Source organism: Burkholderia sp. BCC1644, assembly GCF_902833225.1.
Lineage (GTDB): Bacteria > Pseudomonadota > Gammaproteobacteria > Burkholderiales > Burkholderiaceae > Burkholderia.
This window is the reverse complement of the sequence record NZ_CADFEI010000014.1, coordinates 16,040-29,108: the sequence shown is the minus strand read 5'-3', so window position 1 is coordinate 29,108 and position 13,069 is coordinate 16,040. Positions and strand designations below refer to the sequence as shown.

Genomic DNA, 13,069 nt, shown 5'->3' with positions numbered 1-13,069 from the left:
TTACCGGAGATGCCGATGCTGTTCCAGTCACGCTCACACGAAGACGTGCACGATCACGGGCTCGCGATCGCGGGCTGGCATCAGGTCTACCGCCAGATGACGCCCGGCCGCTTCAAGGGCACCGTCACGCAGGTGCTGTACGACGATTTCCACTTCTTCCGCGAAACGACCAACCGGCGCGTCGCGCAAACGGGGCTCGCGCCGGCCGGACGCACGTCGCTCGCGGTGCCGCTATCCGTGCCGCTCGCGGGCACCTTCCAGGGTCAGCCGATCGACGGTTATGCGCTGCTCGCGCTGCGCGCCGGCGAGGATTTCGAATTCCACACGCCGGAAGGGATGGGGCTCGTCGGGATCAGCGCGGCGTCCGACATGGTCGACGAGCTGTGCGAGGCCGAATTCGGCGCGTCCGGCGCGCGCAAGCTGCGGCATGTGACGCGGCTGTCCGACGAACAGGGCGTCGCGCTCGGCGTGCGGCTGTCGGCGCTGATCGACGAAGCGCAGCGCAATCCGGGCCACCTCGAATACGCGGCCACACGCAAAATGTTCCGCGACGCGATGCTCGGCATGTTCCTCGACGCGCTCGAACAGGGCATCGGCGTCGAGCGCCGCGACATCACGCACGCGACCTACAGCGATATCGTGAGCCGTTGCGAGAAGCATCTGCGCGACCGGCCCGAGGAACCCGTCACCGTGCTCGAACTGTGCCGCGCGCTGCGCTGCAGCCGCCGCACGCTGCAAACGAGTTTTCAACGCGTGGCCGACGTCACGCCGGTCGGCTATCTGCGCACGATCCGGCTGAATGCCGTGCGCCGCATGCTGCGTACGACGTCGGTGCAGCAGCTCGGCGTCGGCGAGGCCGCTGCAAGCTGGGGATTCACGCATCTCGGCTATTTTGCGCGCGAGTATCGCGACCTGTTCGGCGAACTGCCTTCCCAGACGACGCGTCCCGAGTGACGCGCGCACGCTGCAACGGCGCCGCCCGGCACCGTTGCGCGCAGCGCATTCCACCGTTTGCCGATTTGCGATAGAGGTCCTGAATTTTCGCTGGATAGAGTCCTGTCACCCATATCGACAACACCATCGATTTGCACTGCGAATCGATGACCACAGAGGGCGGGACATGAAAATCGGACGACGACTGGCCGCAGCCGCGGCGACGCTGGGATGCATGCACGCACACGCGCAGACCTCGGGGAGCGTGACGCTGTACGGCACGGTGGATACCGGCATCATCTACTCGACGAACCAGCAGTTCACGCGCGCCGACGGCAGCACGGGCGGCGGCCATGCGTGGCAGATGGGCGGCGGCAACCTCGTACCATCCCGCTTCGGCTTCCAGGGCGCCGAGCCGCTCGGCGGCGGGCTCGACGCGGTGTTCACGCTCGAGCAGCAGTTCCTGTCCGCGAACGGGCAGGCGCTGCAGGGCGGCACGGCATTCAGCCGGCAGGCGTGGGTCGGGCTGCGCCAGGACGGCATCGGCACGCTCGGCCTCGGCCGCCAATACGACTCATACACGGACATGCTCGGCGCGTACGTGTCGAGCAACAACTGGGCGACGCCGTACGGGTCGCACATCGGCGACGTCGACAACCTGAACGCCGCATTCAACTTCAACAACGCGGTGAAGTTCACCAGCGCCGATTTCAACGGCCTCACGTTCGGCGGCACGTTCAGCTTCGGCGGGCAGGCCGGCGATTTTTCCGCGAAGCGTGGTTATGCGGTGGCCGCGACGTACACGCGTGCGCCGGTGGCGTTCTCGGTCGGCTACCTCGACCTGCACCAGCCGCTCGACGCGGCGCTCGGCGGCGCGAGCGGCTACATCGGCGATTTCGCGTGCAGCAACCCGGGTGCGATGTACTGCCTGCTGCAGGATGCCGGCTCGATGCGCGCGTTCGGCGCGGGCGGCTCGGTCACGCTCGGCGCGGCGACGGTCGCGCTGACCTACACGCATACGCGCCTCGGCGACAGCCGCTATTTCTCGACCACGGCGCAGCCGCGCACGCAGGCGTTCACGTTCGACATCGGCGAGCTGAACGTCACGTACATGTTCACGCCCGCGCTGCAGGGCGGCGTCGCGTACATCTTCAACGCGGCGCATACCGACGGACGCGGCACGACGCGGTTCCACCAGGTGAACGTCGGCACGAACTACAGCCTGTCGAAGCGCACGGCGCTGTATGCGGTCGCGATCGGTCAGATCGCGAGCGGGACGGGGCTGGGCACCGACGCGGACGGCAACGCGGTGAACTACGCGCAGATTCCGGTGCTCGCGAACAGCAATTCGAGCCGGCAACTGGCCGTGATGGCCGGGATCCGCGTGAATTTCTGACCTGGCCGGGGAGGTCTGGCCGGGGAGGTCCGGCCGGGGAGGTCTGCCCGGAGATGTCTTCCCGTGGCGGCCGGACCGAGGCAGCCAGGCGGGCGGGGCGGCCAGGTACGGCGGCGGCCTCTCTCGCCGCGTGCCATAAATTCTTAACGATCGGCGTGAACAATGGCGTTCGCATCAGGCGGCCAGAAGCGCCGCCCGCGTTGCACACGTGTGCAATGCATGGCTGTCCCGCCACCACGTCGAACGAGAGAGACCTCATGACCTTGCTGAGCCGCCTGCGCGCGCTGTCCGCCGCCCTTGCGTTGTCCTTCGCCGCCACGCACGCCGGTGCCGCGGATCTCGTCATCGCGGGCCGCGACGACATCTATGGCAAGGGGCTGGCCGACGCCGTCGCCGGCTTCAACAAGCTGCACCCGGGCACCGAGATCGAGCTGCTCAAGCTGCCGAACGCGAACCTGTACCAGAAGCTCAAGCTGTCGATGCGCGAAGGCACCGGCGCGTACGACCTCGTGATGATGGACGACACGTGGGCGCCCGAATTCATCGGCAACGGCTGGCTGAAGCCGCTGCCGGCATCGCTCGCGGACGCCGATCTCGTGCCGTCCGCCGTCGCGCTCGGCCGCAACGCGGCCGGTGCGCTGTACGCGCTGCCGATCGTCGGCAACGTCGAGATGTTCGCGTACCGCAAGGACCTGCTCGCGAAGTACAAGCTGCAGCCGCCGCGCAACTGGGACGACGTGCTGAAGATCGCGCAGACCGTCGGCGGCGCGGACAAGAGCGTGTCGGGTGTCGTATTCCGCGGCACCAAGGGCAACCCGGTCGTGACGGGCTTCCTGCCGATCCTGTGGGCGTACGGCGGCGACGTGTTCGACCACGCCGGCAACGTGACGATCGATTCGCGCGAAGCGCAGGCCGCGCTGAAGACGTTCCTCGCGCTGAAGGCGTCCGCGCCGAAGGATGTCGACGTGTACGGCGCGGCCGAAGTGCGCGATGCGCTGCAGCGCGGCACGGCAGCGCAGTCGATCGAGGTGTGGCCGGCATGGGTGCCGGCGCTCGACGATCCGAAGCAGTCGCGCGTGGTCGGGCAGATCGCGCTGCAGCCGCCGCCCGGGCAGACCGCCGGCCCGGCGCCGATGCTCGGCATCTGGCAGATGGGCATTCCGAAGGATGCGCCGCACGCGAAGCTCGCGCAGGACTTCCTGGCGTACCTGACCAACCGCGATACACAGACGCGCCTCGCCGGCATCGGCATTCCGCCGACCCGCCGCAGCGTGTTCAACGATCCGGCACTGGTGCGCCAGTACCGCTGGTATCCCGATCAGCTGAAGGCGCTCGAAGCCGGCCGTGCGCGGCCGCGCGTGAAGGACTGGCAGCAGGTCGAAAGCATTCTCGGCGACCAGCTGCAGCTCGCGCTGACGGGGCAGGCCGCACCCGACGCGGCGCTGCGCCAGGCGCAGCAGAAGATCGCGCAGGCGATGGCCGCGGCCGGCAAGTGACGGCGCGCGTCGACTCGGCGGCCGGAGGTCGCGCATGAAGTCCGTCGGCCGCAGCCTGCCGTTCGTCGCGCTGCTCGGGCCCGCGCTGCTGGTGCTCGCCGCGCTCGCGCTGTATCCGGTCGCGCAGGTGCTGATCGATTCGTTCTGCCAGGTCGACTACTCGGCCGGGCGCCGCGCGTTCACCGGGCTCGCGAACTATCGCGCGGTGCTCGGCGACGACGCGTTCACGGCCGGCTTCGGCAACACGCTGCGCTTCACGATCGTCGCGTCGCTCGCCGAAGTCGCGCTGGGTTTCGGCCTCGCGCTGCTGTTCGTGCGCGCGTTTCCGGGGCGGCGCATCGCGCTGCCGCTCGCGATCCTGCCGATGATGCTGTCCACGCTCGTGTGCTCGGCGATCTGGCGCAACTGGCTCAACTTCGACGGCTTCCTGAACGCGCTGCTAGCGGTGTTCGGCATCGACGGCGTGCGCTGGCTGTCCGATCCGCATCTCGCGCTTTGGTCGCTCGCGCTCGTCGACGTATGGCAGTGGACGCCGATGGCGTTCCTGATCGTGCTGGCCGGGCTGCAGTCGATTCCGCAGGAACTGTACGAAGCCGCACGCACCGACGGCGCGAGCGAGTGGCAGTGCCTGCGCGACATCACGCTGCCGCTCGCGGCGCCGCAGATCGGCCTTGCGCTGCTGCTGCGCTCGATCGACACGTTCAAGCTGTTCGACAAGGTCTATGCGCTGACGGGCGGCGGCCCCGGCAATGCGACGCAGACCTTGTCGACCTATATCTACGACACGGGCTTCCGCTTCTTCAACGTCGGGCCGGCGAGCGCCGCGTCGGTGCTGATGCTCGCGGCGTCCGCGGTGCTGGTTTCGGGGTACGTATGGCAGACGGTTCGCAAGCGGCGCGCATGACGGCGCATCCCGCAGGCATCACGGGCGCGCGAACGGGCGCCGCATTCGGTCGCGCGATGCCGTGGGTGTTGCGCATCGTCGCGCTCGCGCTGTTGCTGCTGCCATGCCTGTGGATGGCCGGCGCGGCTTTCATGCCGACGCTCGAACGCCTCGATCATCCGTTGCGAATCTGGCCGGCCGCGCCGACGCTCGAGCATTTCGCATCGGTATGGTCCAACGGCATTGGCGCGCCGCTGTTCAATTCGCTGCTGGTCGGTTTCGGCACGACGCTGCTCGCGCTGGCGCTCGCGTTTCCGGCCGCGTATGCGCTCGTGCGGCTGCGGTTTCCGGCACGGCTCGACCTGCTGTTCCTGGTGCTCGTGCTCGCGTTGAAGCTGATGCCGCCGATCACGATCGCGGTGCCGCTGTTCGCACTCGCGAAGCGGCTGCACCTGCTTGATTCGACGCTTGGCCTGATGCTCGCGTATCAGATTTATGCGTTGCCGATGGCGATCTGGATGCTGCTCGCATTCGTTCGCGAAGTGCCGATCGAGTACGAAGAAGCGGCCTGCATCGACGGTGCGGGGCTCGCGCGACGGCTCGTGCAGATCGTGCTGCCGCTGTGCGCGCCGGGGCTGATCGCAACCGCGATCTTCGTGTTCATCGCCGCGTGGAACGAATTCCTGATCGCGTTGCTGTTCGTGTCGACGCCGAGCCGTTTCACGCTGCCGCTCGCGATTGCCGGCTACGTGACGGAGAACGGCATCGACTGGGGCGACCTGATGAGCGCGGGGCTGATGGCGTCGCTGCCCACGCTGGCCGTGGCCGGCTATGTGCAGCGCTACCTGTTGCGCGGGTTCGCGGGCGGGCTGAAGTGACGCGCGGCCGCGCCGCGCCCGATTTCACTTCGTCACACGCAGCTGTCCCGTACCACCTGCGTGACCGGCACGACGCGCGTGCGCGACGGGCCGTCGAAGGTCTGCATGCGGTCGGCGAGCAGGTCGATCGCCGCGTGCGCGAGGCCGCGCGTGTCCTGCCGCAGCGTCGTCAGCCGATACGCGTCGTACTCGGCGGCCGGGATGTCGTCGAAGCCGATCACGCACAGGTCGTCCGGCACGCGCAACCCGAATTCGCCGCGCGCGACATCGATCACGCCGAGCGCGAGCAGGTCGGACGAGCAGAACACGCCATCAGGCCGTTCGCTCGCTGCGAACAGTCGCCGCGCCGCGTCGATCCCGCTGGCATGGGTGTCGGACGGTGTGTCGATCACGTGCGCGAGCGTCGCGTCGAATGCATCGCCTTGCCCGATCGCGTGTTCGAATGCCGCGGCGCGCGACCGCGCGCTGTAGCTCGCGCCGCGCGGCCCGACGAACGCGAGCCGGCGCGCGCCGGCCCGCACGAGCCGCTGCGCCGCATGGACGGCGCCCGCCGCGTTGTCGCTGACGACGACATCGGCGCCCGGCAGGTTCGCCTCGCGATTGATCATCACGACCGGAATCCGGTGTTCGAGATACTGCTGCGCGACCGACAGCGGCGGCGACGCGGACGTCATCACGAGCCCCGCGATCCGGTAGCTGAGCAGTTGCTCGAGCGATTGCCGGACCTGGCGCGGATCTTCCGCGTTGGTCACGAGCGGCGTGAGCGCACGCTGCCCGAGCGTGGCCATCAGGTCCGACAGCAACCGTGCGCGGAACGGGTTCTCGAACCCGGCCGTCACGACGCCGATCATGCTGCTGCGCTGCGTGATCATGTCGCGCGCGATCAGGTTGACCTGGTAGCCGAGCGCACGCGCGGCGACCATCACGCGTTCGCGCGTCTGCGGTGCGATGCTTGCCGTCGGCGAAAATGCGCGCGACACCGCGGAGCGCGAGACACCGGCCCGCGCCGCGACATCCGACGCCGTGACCCACGGTTTTCTTTCCTTGTCATTCATCGATTCATGATCCCTTCGAGCCACGAAACGTGCATGCCGCTCACCGACTGGATGTCGGCGCTCGACGATGCGCGGCTGCTGCATACGCTGACCCTACCGGGCAGCCATGACACCTGTGCGTATACGGTCGACGATTTGCTCGTGCGCACGCAGCGCGCGCCGCTCGACGCGCAGCTCGCGCATGGCGTGCGGCTGCTCGACATCCGCTGCCGGCACGTGCGCGATGCATTCGACATCCATCACGGCGGTATCGCGCTCGGGATGACGTTCGACGACGTGCTGGCAACCTGTACGCGCTTTCTCGACGCGCATCCGCGCGAATGCATCGTGATGTCGGTGAAGGACGAGTGGCCCGCGCAGGCATGCACGCGCGGTTTCGACGCGACGTTCGACGCGCATCGCGCGCGGCATCCGCGGCTGCGCTGGCACGCCGGCGGCACGCTGCCTGCGCTCGGCGACGTGCGCGGCGCGATCGTGCTGCTGCGGCGCTTTCGCAGCGGCCGGCCGCTCGGCATCGACCTGACTGCGTGGCCCGACAACGCGACGTTCACGATCGATCATCCCGACGGCGCGTTCGTGATCCAGGACGAATATCGCGTGCCGGTGGCGGGATCGATCGCGTGGAAGTGGCGCGCGATCGATGCGCTGCTGACGCACCTGCCGTTGCCCGACAGCGGCCGCTGGGCGATCAGCTTCTGCAGCGGGACGGGGATGGGCGCGAATCCGTCCGTCGTCGCGCACGGCGACGGACGGGTGCAGGGCATTCATGCGCGACTGGCCGAACGGTTGCGCGAGCAGCGCGGCTCGTATGGCGCGATGCTGCTCGATTTCTGCGATGACGACGACTGGGCGCTGGTGCGCGCGCTGATCGCGTGCAACGACCATGCGCCGGAGCAGGGCGTCTGGCGCAAGGCGTTTCGCTGCTAGTCAGCGCAGATTCGCGTTGAAGAACGCGAGCGCGCGGGCGTCGAGTGTCCGGTGAAAGGCGGCGCGATCGAATTCGCCCGCGTCGACGCACACGCGCGGCGATATTTTTTTCAATGCGTCGGAACACGGCGCGACGAACGCGAAATGCGCGGCATCCCGAACGACGTGGAATTCCGGCCGCTGAGGCAACAGGCCGGCCAGCGCGGGGATGGTGGCCGGCTCGACGCCGTCGCCGCCATCCTCCGATGCCCAGAGCTGGATCGGCGCGTGGACATGCTTTACCGAGTCGGCGGTCGGAAATTCGTCGAGCGGATCGGCCAGCACGTAGGCCTTGATTCGCGGGTCGTGTGTCAGGGGTGGCAGGACGAGGTCGCGGTCGCGAATCTGCTGGCAGATGAGCAAGGTCGGGTCCGTGCACGCGACCGGCGCATGCACGTAATCGGGATTGCCGCCGGCCAGCACCAGTCCGGTGTAACCGCCGCGCGAGAATCCGAAGAAGCCGATCCGGGCGGGGTCGATTCGAGCGGCCTCGGCCGAGTTGACGAGCATGTAGTCGATCAGGCGCTTGATGTCGACGGGGCGTTCGACGAACTCGTGAATGTCGGCCGCATGGCTCATGTCGAGCGCCGTGTCGCCGGGATGGTTGATGGCCGCGACCACATAGCCCGCGTCGGCGAGCGTTTCCGGAAGATCGTGGTGGTCGAGGAACGTGCCGCCGTGGCCGTGCGAGATCACGACGAGCGGCAGCTTGTCGCCGACGGTCGGGCAGTCTCGTTTCCCTTTCAATTCGTAGGGGCCGATCGTGAGCGTCTGGGCAGCGTCTGCGCAGGGTGTCCACACGACCGCCTTCAGTTCGGGGCCGCCGGCGTCGGCCGGAATCCGGACGAGCTTGATGCCGGCCGCGTGTGCGAGCGTGGCGGACAGGCAGAGGAGGAGCGCCGGCAGCCAGGTTTTCATGTGCAGTCCTGAGGCAAGGGGAGCGGGCGCGCGATGTGCGCCGGAACGGGGCGCTTACCGCGTCGCGATCGCCACTGCCGCACCGGCCATCGCGATTGCGCTTGTGCGATTCGCCATCCGTTTCGCGCGCGCCGACGTCAGGAACGCGCGTGCGCGCGACGCGAGCAATGACCAGAAGCAGTCGGCCAGGATCAACACGGCGAGCATCGTACCGACCAGCTCGGCCCACGCAGCGACACCGACATGCGTGAGGTCGACGATGGTCGGCAGCAGTGCGAGATAGAACACCATGATCTTCGGATTGCCGAGCGTCACGAGCATGCCGGCGACGAACATGCGCCACGGCGACTGGCCGCGCGGCAGGTCGTCCGCACCCGTGTCGGTCGGCGCGGTCCACATCTTCCATGCAAGAAACAGCAGGTACGCGACGCCGAGCAGCTTCAGCACGACCAGGCCCGTCGCGAACGTGCGCGCAAACGCGGACAGCCCCGCGACCGCGAGCGTGAGCCACAGCGCTTCGCCGAGCCACATCGCCGCGAGGAACGGCAGCACGTCGCGCACGCCGTTCGTCAGCACGCGTGCGACGAGCGCGGCGATGCTGGGCCCGGGCGTGCCGGCCGTGACGAGCAGCGCGAAGGCGAAGACGGCGAGGGCGGACAGCGTCATGGCGAGCCTCGTGAGTGGGGCGTTAGAAACGTATGAAGTTTCGATTATAGTGACGGCCGTTCCAGACTGCCTGCCTGAATTGCCGTCATGACTGCATCGATCCTGATTCGCCCCGCCACGCGGGAAGACGCGGCCGCGATGGCCGCCGTGGAAGTCGCCGCCGCGCAGCGGTTTCGCGAGATCGGCATGACCGACATCGCCGACGGCGAGCCGACCGATGCGGCCGCCGTGCTCATGCGCATCAACGATGGCCGCGCGTATGTCGCGGTCGATCCGCAGGGCGCGTGCGTCGGGTTTGCGTTCTACCGGCTGCTCGATGCGCAGCGGTTGTATCTGGAGGAACTGGATGTCGCGCCGTCGCATGCCGGACAGCGGATCGGCGCGCGCCTGATCGAGCAGGTGATGGCGCGCGCGGCGCAGGAACACGTCGAGCAGGTCGTGCTGTCGACGTTCCGCGATGCGCCGTGGAATGCGCCGTACTACGCGCGCCTCGGTTTCAGCGTCGTCGACGACGCATCGCTCGACGATACGCTGCGCGCGATCCGCGCGCACCACGTCGCGCTCGGTCTCGACGAAACACGGCGCGTGTTCATGCGCGCGGACGTGCGCGCCTGAACACGTGCTGCCCGGCCGTCAGGCCGCGTCGCTCAGCGCCGGGTAATCGGTGTAACCCGTTTCGCCTTCCGCATAGAACGTCTCCGGCACCGGCTTGTTGAGCGGTGCACCGAGTTCGAGGCGGCGCGGCAGGTCCGGGTTCGCGATGAACAGCTTGCCCCACGCGATCGCGTCGGCGTTGCCGCTTGCGAGCGCGGCCTGCGCGGTGTCGAGCGTGAACTGCTCGTTTGCGATCAGCGGGCCGCCGAACGCTTCCTTCAGCCGCGGGCTCAGGTGGTCGCCCGAATACGACTCGCGCGTGAAGATGAACGCGATCTTGCGGCGGCCGAGTTCGCGCGCGACATAACCGAACGTCGCTGCCGGATCGGAATCACCCATCGTGTGCGCGTCGCCGCGCGGCGCGAGGTGCACGCCGACACGGCCGGCGCCCCACACGTCGATCGCTGCGTCGACCACTTCGAGCAGCAGGCGTGCGCGGTTCTCGATCGGGCCGCCGTACGCATCGGTGCGGCGGTTGGTGCTGTCCTGCAGGAACTGGTCGAGCAGGTAGCCGTTCGCGCCGTGGATCTCGACGCCGTCGAAGCCGGCCGCCTTCGCGTTCTCGGCACCCTTGCGGTAGGCGGCGACGATGCCCGGGATTTCGTCGAGTTCGAGTGCGCGCGGCGTCACGTACGGGCGCTGCGGGCGCACGAGGCTCACGTGGCCGCCTGCGGCGATCGCGCTCGGCGCGACCGGCAGGTCGCCGTCCAGGAACACCGGATCGGAGATCCGGCCCACGTGCCAGAGCTGCAGCACGATGCGGCCGCCGGCCGCGTGCACGGCCTGCGTCACCTGCTTCCATCCTTCGACCTGCTCGTCGGACCAGATGCCCGGCGTGTCCGCATAGCCGACGCCCTGCGGCGTGACCGACGTTGCTTCGGTAATGATCAGGCCGGCCGATGCGCGCTCGGTGTAATAGCGCGCCATCAGTGCGTTCGGCACGCGCGCCGCGCCCGCACGGGAGCGGGTGAGCGGCGCCATCACGATGCGGTTCGGCAGGGTCAGGTCGCCGAGGGTAACGGGATCGAACAGCGTAGGCATGGCAGAAAACCTCTTCACGAAAGGCGGGAGCACCGTCGCGTCATGTGCGGCGGCGCACCGCATGGCCGGTTAGGCCGTTGGCTAGAGTTCGCGGCGCAGGGCGTCGTGAAATGCGTCGATGACGGCCTCGTTGCGCTGGAAAAACGCCCACTGGCCGATCCTTGTCGACGTCACGAGCCCCGCGCGTTGCAGCGTGGCGAGGTGCGCGGAGACGGTCGACTGCGACAGCCCGCAGCGCGCATCGATCTGGCCCGCGCAGACGCCGTGTTCGTACGGCAGCGTCTGTTGCGGGAAATGCTCGCCGGGCGTTTTCAGCCAGACGAGGATCTCCCGGCGCACGGGGTTCGAGAGCGCTTTCAGGATGGCGTCGATGTCGAGTTCGGTCGGCATGGATGGGTGTGGCGTTTCGGTCGGGCAAACGGGTATCGTCGATGGGCGAATCTTATATCGTAAATCGACGATATGTGGGAAGGCACTGCTGTCAATGGGGTTGATAGGTGCCGGCAGCATGGCCGGACGCGCTTGTCGGGATGCGTGAGGGAGGTATGCGTATCGGCCCCGGATTGCGCGCCGGCCGGTCGGGGGCGCCTGCCGAACGCCCGCGAGACATGAGGAAAATTGATCGAATCAACCAAAAAACATCAATTTTCACCAGACATTGTTCTACCCACAATGGCTCACTCGTCGGCCAGGCGAGTACAGCGGCACCTGATGGGCAACGGGTTCCATTCAATCCCGTCGCCGTTCATATCGTCCGATTATATAGGACTAGAAAGCAAATTGTCATCGAATTGCGATGCAAGAGAAAGCATCGCCGGAGCCTGTACGCCGGAGCGCACCGGCTTCTTTCAATTTGCCGTCGATCCTCACGCCGATCCATTACCTTCAAGGAAAACCGCAATGCGCTTCTGTCATCTTCGCCAGCAGGTCGCGGGTGTTGCGCTCGTTGCAATTGCAGGACTTCTTCCATGCTGTTCGCTGCCGGCGCTCGCGGCCGCTCCCGAGCTCAACGTCTACAACTGGTCCGACTACATCGCCAAGGACACGATCCCGAACTTCGAGAAGGAGTCCGGCATTCACGTGCGGTACGACAACTACGACAGCGACGACACGCTTCAGGCCAAGCTGCTGGCCGGGAGTTCGGGTTATGACATCGTGGTGCCGTCGTCGTTGTACATGGCGAGGCAGATTCAGGCCGGCATGCTTCAGAAGCTCGACAAGTCGAAAATTCCGAACCTGAGGCATCTCGACCCGCTCCTGATGAAAATGATCGCGGATGTCGACCCCGGCGCGCAGTACGGCGTGCCCTGGGCGTTCGGCACGGACGGGATCGGCTACAACGTCCGGGAAGTGAAGAAAGCACTCGGCGACAACGCGCCGGTCGACAGCTGGGCGCTGGTGTACGACGTGGAAAACGTGTCGAAGCTGAAGCAGTGCGGCGTGTCGTTCCTGGATCAGGCCGCCGATGCGTTCGCGAGCGCGTTGCAGTACCTGCACAAGGATCCGAACAGCGCGAATCCCGCGGACTATCAGGCAGCCTTCGATTTGCTGAAGAAGGTGCGCCCGTACATCACCCAGTTCAACTCGTCCGGCTACATCAACGACCTCGCCAACAACGATGTCTGCGTCGCGATCGGCTGGTCGGGCGACGTGGGTATTGCGCGGCGGCGCGCGGCAGATGCGAAGCGGTCCTACGAAATCCGTTTCTCGAACGTCAAGGAGGGCGGCCTGATGTGGTTCGACATGATGGCGATTCCGAAGGATGCGCCCCATCCCGAAGCAGCCATGAAGTGGATCGACTATATCGAAGACCCGAAGGTCAATGCGGCGATCACCAATGAAGTGTTCTATCCGACCGCGAACCGCGCCGCTCGACCGCTCGTCAACCCCGTCGTGTCGCGGGACCTGAGCGTGTATCCGCCCGACGACGTGCTGCGCAGGATGACGCTGATGAAGCCGTTGCCGATCGAAATCGTCCGTCTCGAGAACCGCCTCTGGGCGCAGCTGAAGGCCGGACGCTGACGGCATCGAATAGCGCGGCTGCGGCAAGCGCCGATTGCCGTGCGCACTGAAACCGCAGTCACGCCGGGCTGCCTGCGCCGGTAGCGAGCGGGCGCATTCCTCGAACACCGCGCCACCTGTGAGCCGCCTCGCGCGCCTCGTACGGGCGCGTTCGTGTGCGC

General features: G+C 67.3%; 13 protein-coding genes. 8 read left to right on the top strand and 5 right to left on the bottom strand.

Annotation, left to right across the window (positions count from 1 at the left end):
- Positions 1-15: 15 nt before the first annotated feature.
- From HWX87_RS25600 to HWX87_RS25580, 5 genes are all read left to right on the top strand, one after another.
- Positions 16-954 (top strand): helix-turn-helix domain-containing protein, encoded by a 939-nt coding sequence (locus HWX87_RS25600; RefSeq protein WP_174952483.1) that lies wholly within the window; start codon positions 16-18, stop codon positions 952-954.
- A 166-nt stretch (positions 955-1,120) separates the two neighbouring features.
- On the top strand, positions 1,121-2,329 hold the full coding sequence (locus HWX87_RS25595) for a porin (protein WP_176049881.1): 1,209 nt from the start codon (positions 1,121-1,123) through the stop codon (positions 2,327-2,329).
- Positions 2,330-2,586: 257 nt separating this feature from the next.
- Positions 2,587-3,825 (top strand): ABC transporter substrate-binding protein, encoded by a 1,239-nt coding sequence (locus HWX87_RS25590; protein WP_176049880.1) that lies wholly within the window; start codon positions 2,587-2,589, stop codon positions 3,823-3,825.
- Positions 3,826-3,859: 34 nt separating this feature from the next.
- Positions 3,860-4,729 carry a sugar ABC transporter permease gene (locus tag HWX87_RS25585; RefSeq protein WP_176049879.1) on the top strand — a complete coding sequence of 290 codons (870 nt, stop codon included), beginning with the start codon at positions 3,860-3,862 and terminating at the stop codon, positions 4,727-4,729.
- Positions 4,726-5,586, top strand: a complete 861-nt coding sequence (locus tag HWX87_RS25580; RefSeq protein ID WP_176049878.1) for a carbohydrate ABC transporter permease — start codon at positions 4,726-4,728, stop codon at positions 5,584-5,586. The genes HWX87_RS25585 and HWX87_RS25580 overlap by 4 nt, the downstream gene beginning before the upstream one ends.
- 32 nt (positions 5,587-5,618) lie before the next feature.
- Here HWX87_RS25580 and HWX87_RS25575 read toward each other — a convergent pair whose 3' ends face one another.
- A complete protein-coding gene (locus HWX87_RS25575; protein WP_176049877.1) occupies positions 5,619-6,641 on the bottom strand; it encodes a LacI family DNA-binding transcriptional regulator in 1,023 nt (340 codons plus the stop codon).
- Between the two features lie 6 nt (positions 6,642-6,647).
- Between HWX87_RS25575 and HWX87_RS25570 the strand changes: the two genes are divergently transcribed.
- Positions 6,648-7,568 carry a phosphatidylinositol-specific phospholipase C gene (locus tag HWX87_RS25570; protein ID WP_176049876.1) on the top strand — a complete coding sequence of 307 codons (921 nt, stop codon included), beginning with the start codon at positions 6,648-6,650 and terminating at the stop codon, positions 7,566-7,568.
- Here the strand turns inward: HWX87_RS25570 and HWX87_RS25565 are convergent, their stop codons facing one another.
- A complete protein-coding gene (locus HWX87_RS25565; protein WP_176049875.1) occupies positions 7,569-8,525 on the bottom strand; it encodes a dienelactone hydrolase family protein in 957 nt (318 codons plus the stop codon).
- A 54-nt stretch (positions 8,526-8,579) separates the two neighbouring features.
- On the bottom strand, positions 8,580-9,191 hold the full coding sequence (locus HWX87_RS25560; protein WP_176049874.1) for a LysE family translocator: 612 nt from the start codon (positions 9,189-9,191) through the stop codon (positions 8,580-8,582).
- Positions 9,192-9,278: 87 nt separating this feature from the next.
- Between HWX87_RS25560 and HWX87_RS25555 the strand changes: the two genes are divergently transcribed.
- Entirely contained in the window at positions 9,279-9,806 is a 528-nt protein-coding gene (locus tag HWX87_RS25555; protein WP_176049873.1) for a GNAT family N-acetyltransferase, read from the top strand.
- A gap of 18 nt (positions 9,807-9,824) precedes the next feature.
- Here the strand turns inward: HWX87_RS25555 and HWX87_RS25550 are convergent, their stop codons facing one another.
- Positions 9,825-10,886, bottom strand: coding sequence for an alkene reductase (locus HWX87_RS25550; protein WP_176049872.1), 1,062 nt, complete (start codon positions 10,884-10,886; stop codon positions 9,825-9,827).
- An 81-nt stretch (positions 10,887-10,967) separates the two neighbouring features.
- Positions 10,968-11,276 (bottom strand): helix-turn-helix transcriptional regulator, encoded by a 309-nt coding sequence (locus HWX87_RS25545; protein ID WP_006496873.1) that lies wholly within the window; start codon positions 11,274-11,276, stop codon positions 10,968-10,970.
- Positions 11,277-11,786: 510 nt separating this feature from the next.
- On the opposite strand from HWX87_RS25545, the gene HWX87_RS25540 reads away from it, so the two are divergent.
- Positions 11,787-12,908 (top strand): polyamine ABC transporter substrate-binding protein, encoded by a 1,122-nt coding sequence (locus tag HWX87_RS25540; RefSeq protein WP_176050033.1) that lies wholly within the window; start codon positions 11,787-11,789, stop codon positions 12,906-12,908.
- Positions 12,909-13,069: the final 161 nt, after the last annotated feature.

What these genes read in the sequence shown, in the direction of transcription:
- HWX87_RS25540 (WP_176050033.1), top strand. Translation starts at nt 11,787, where the DNA reads ATGCGCTTCTGTCATCTTCGCCAGCAGGTCGCGGGTGTTGCGCTCGTT.
- HWX87_RS25565 (WP_176049875.1), bottom strand. Translation starts at nt 8,525, where the DNA reads ATGAAAACCTGGCTGCCGGCGCTCCTCCTCTGCCTGTCCGCCACGCTC.
- HWX87_RS25550 (WP_176049872.1), bottom strand. Translation starts at nt 10,886, where the DNA reads ATGCCTACGCTGTTCGATCCCGTTACCCTCGGCGACCTGACCCTGCCG.
- HWX87_RS25595 (WP_176049881.1), top strand. Translation starts at nt 1,121, where the DNA reads ATGAAAATCGGACGACGACTGGCCGCAGCCGCGGCGACGCTGGGATGC.
- HWX87_RS25555 (WP_176049873.1), top strand. Translation starts at nt 9,279, where the DNA reads ATGACTGCATCGATCCTGATTCGCCCCGCCACGCGGGAAGACGCGGCC.
- HWX87_RS25600 (WP_174952483.1), top strand. Translation starts at nt 16, where the DNA reads ATGCTGTTCCAGTCACGCTCACACGAAGACGTGCACGATCACGGGCTC.
- HWX87_RS25580 (WP_176049878.1), top strand. Translation starts at nt 4,726, where the DNA reads ATGACGGCGCATCCCGCAGGCATCACGGGCGCGCGAACGGGCGCCGCA.
- HWX87_RS25585 (WP_176049879.1), top strand. Translation starts at nt 3,860, where the DNA reads ATGAAGTCCGTCGGCCGCAGCCTGCCGTTCGTCGCGCTGCTCGGGCCC.
- HWX87_RS25545 (WP_006496873.1), bottom strand. Translation starts at nt 11,276, where the DNA reads ATGCCGACCGAACTCGACATCGACGCCATCCTGAAAGCGCTCTCGAAC.
- HWX87_RS25575 (WP_176049877.1), bottom strand. Translation starts at nt 6,641, where the DNA reads ATGAATGACAAGGAAAGAAAACCGTGGGTCACGGCGTCGGATGTCGCG.
- HWX87_RS25590 (WP_176049880.1), top strand. Translation starts at nt 2,587, where the DNA reads ATGACCTTGCTGAGCCGCCTGCGCGCGCTGTCCGCCGCCCTTGCGTTG.
- HWX87_RS25560 (WP_176049874.1), bottom strand. Translation starts at nt 9,191, where the DNA reads ATGACGCTGTCCGCCCTCGCCGTCTTCGCCTTCGCGCTGCTCGTCACG.
- HWX87_RS25570 (WP_176049876.1), top strand. Translation starts at nt 6,648, where the DNA reads ATGATCCCTTCGAGCCACGAAACGTGCATGCCGCTCACCGACTGGATG.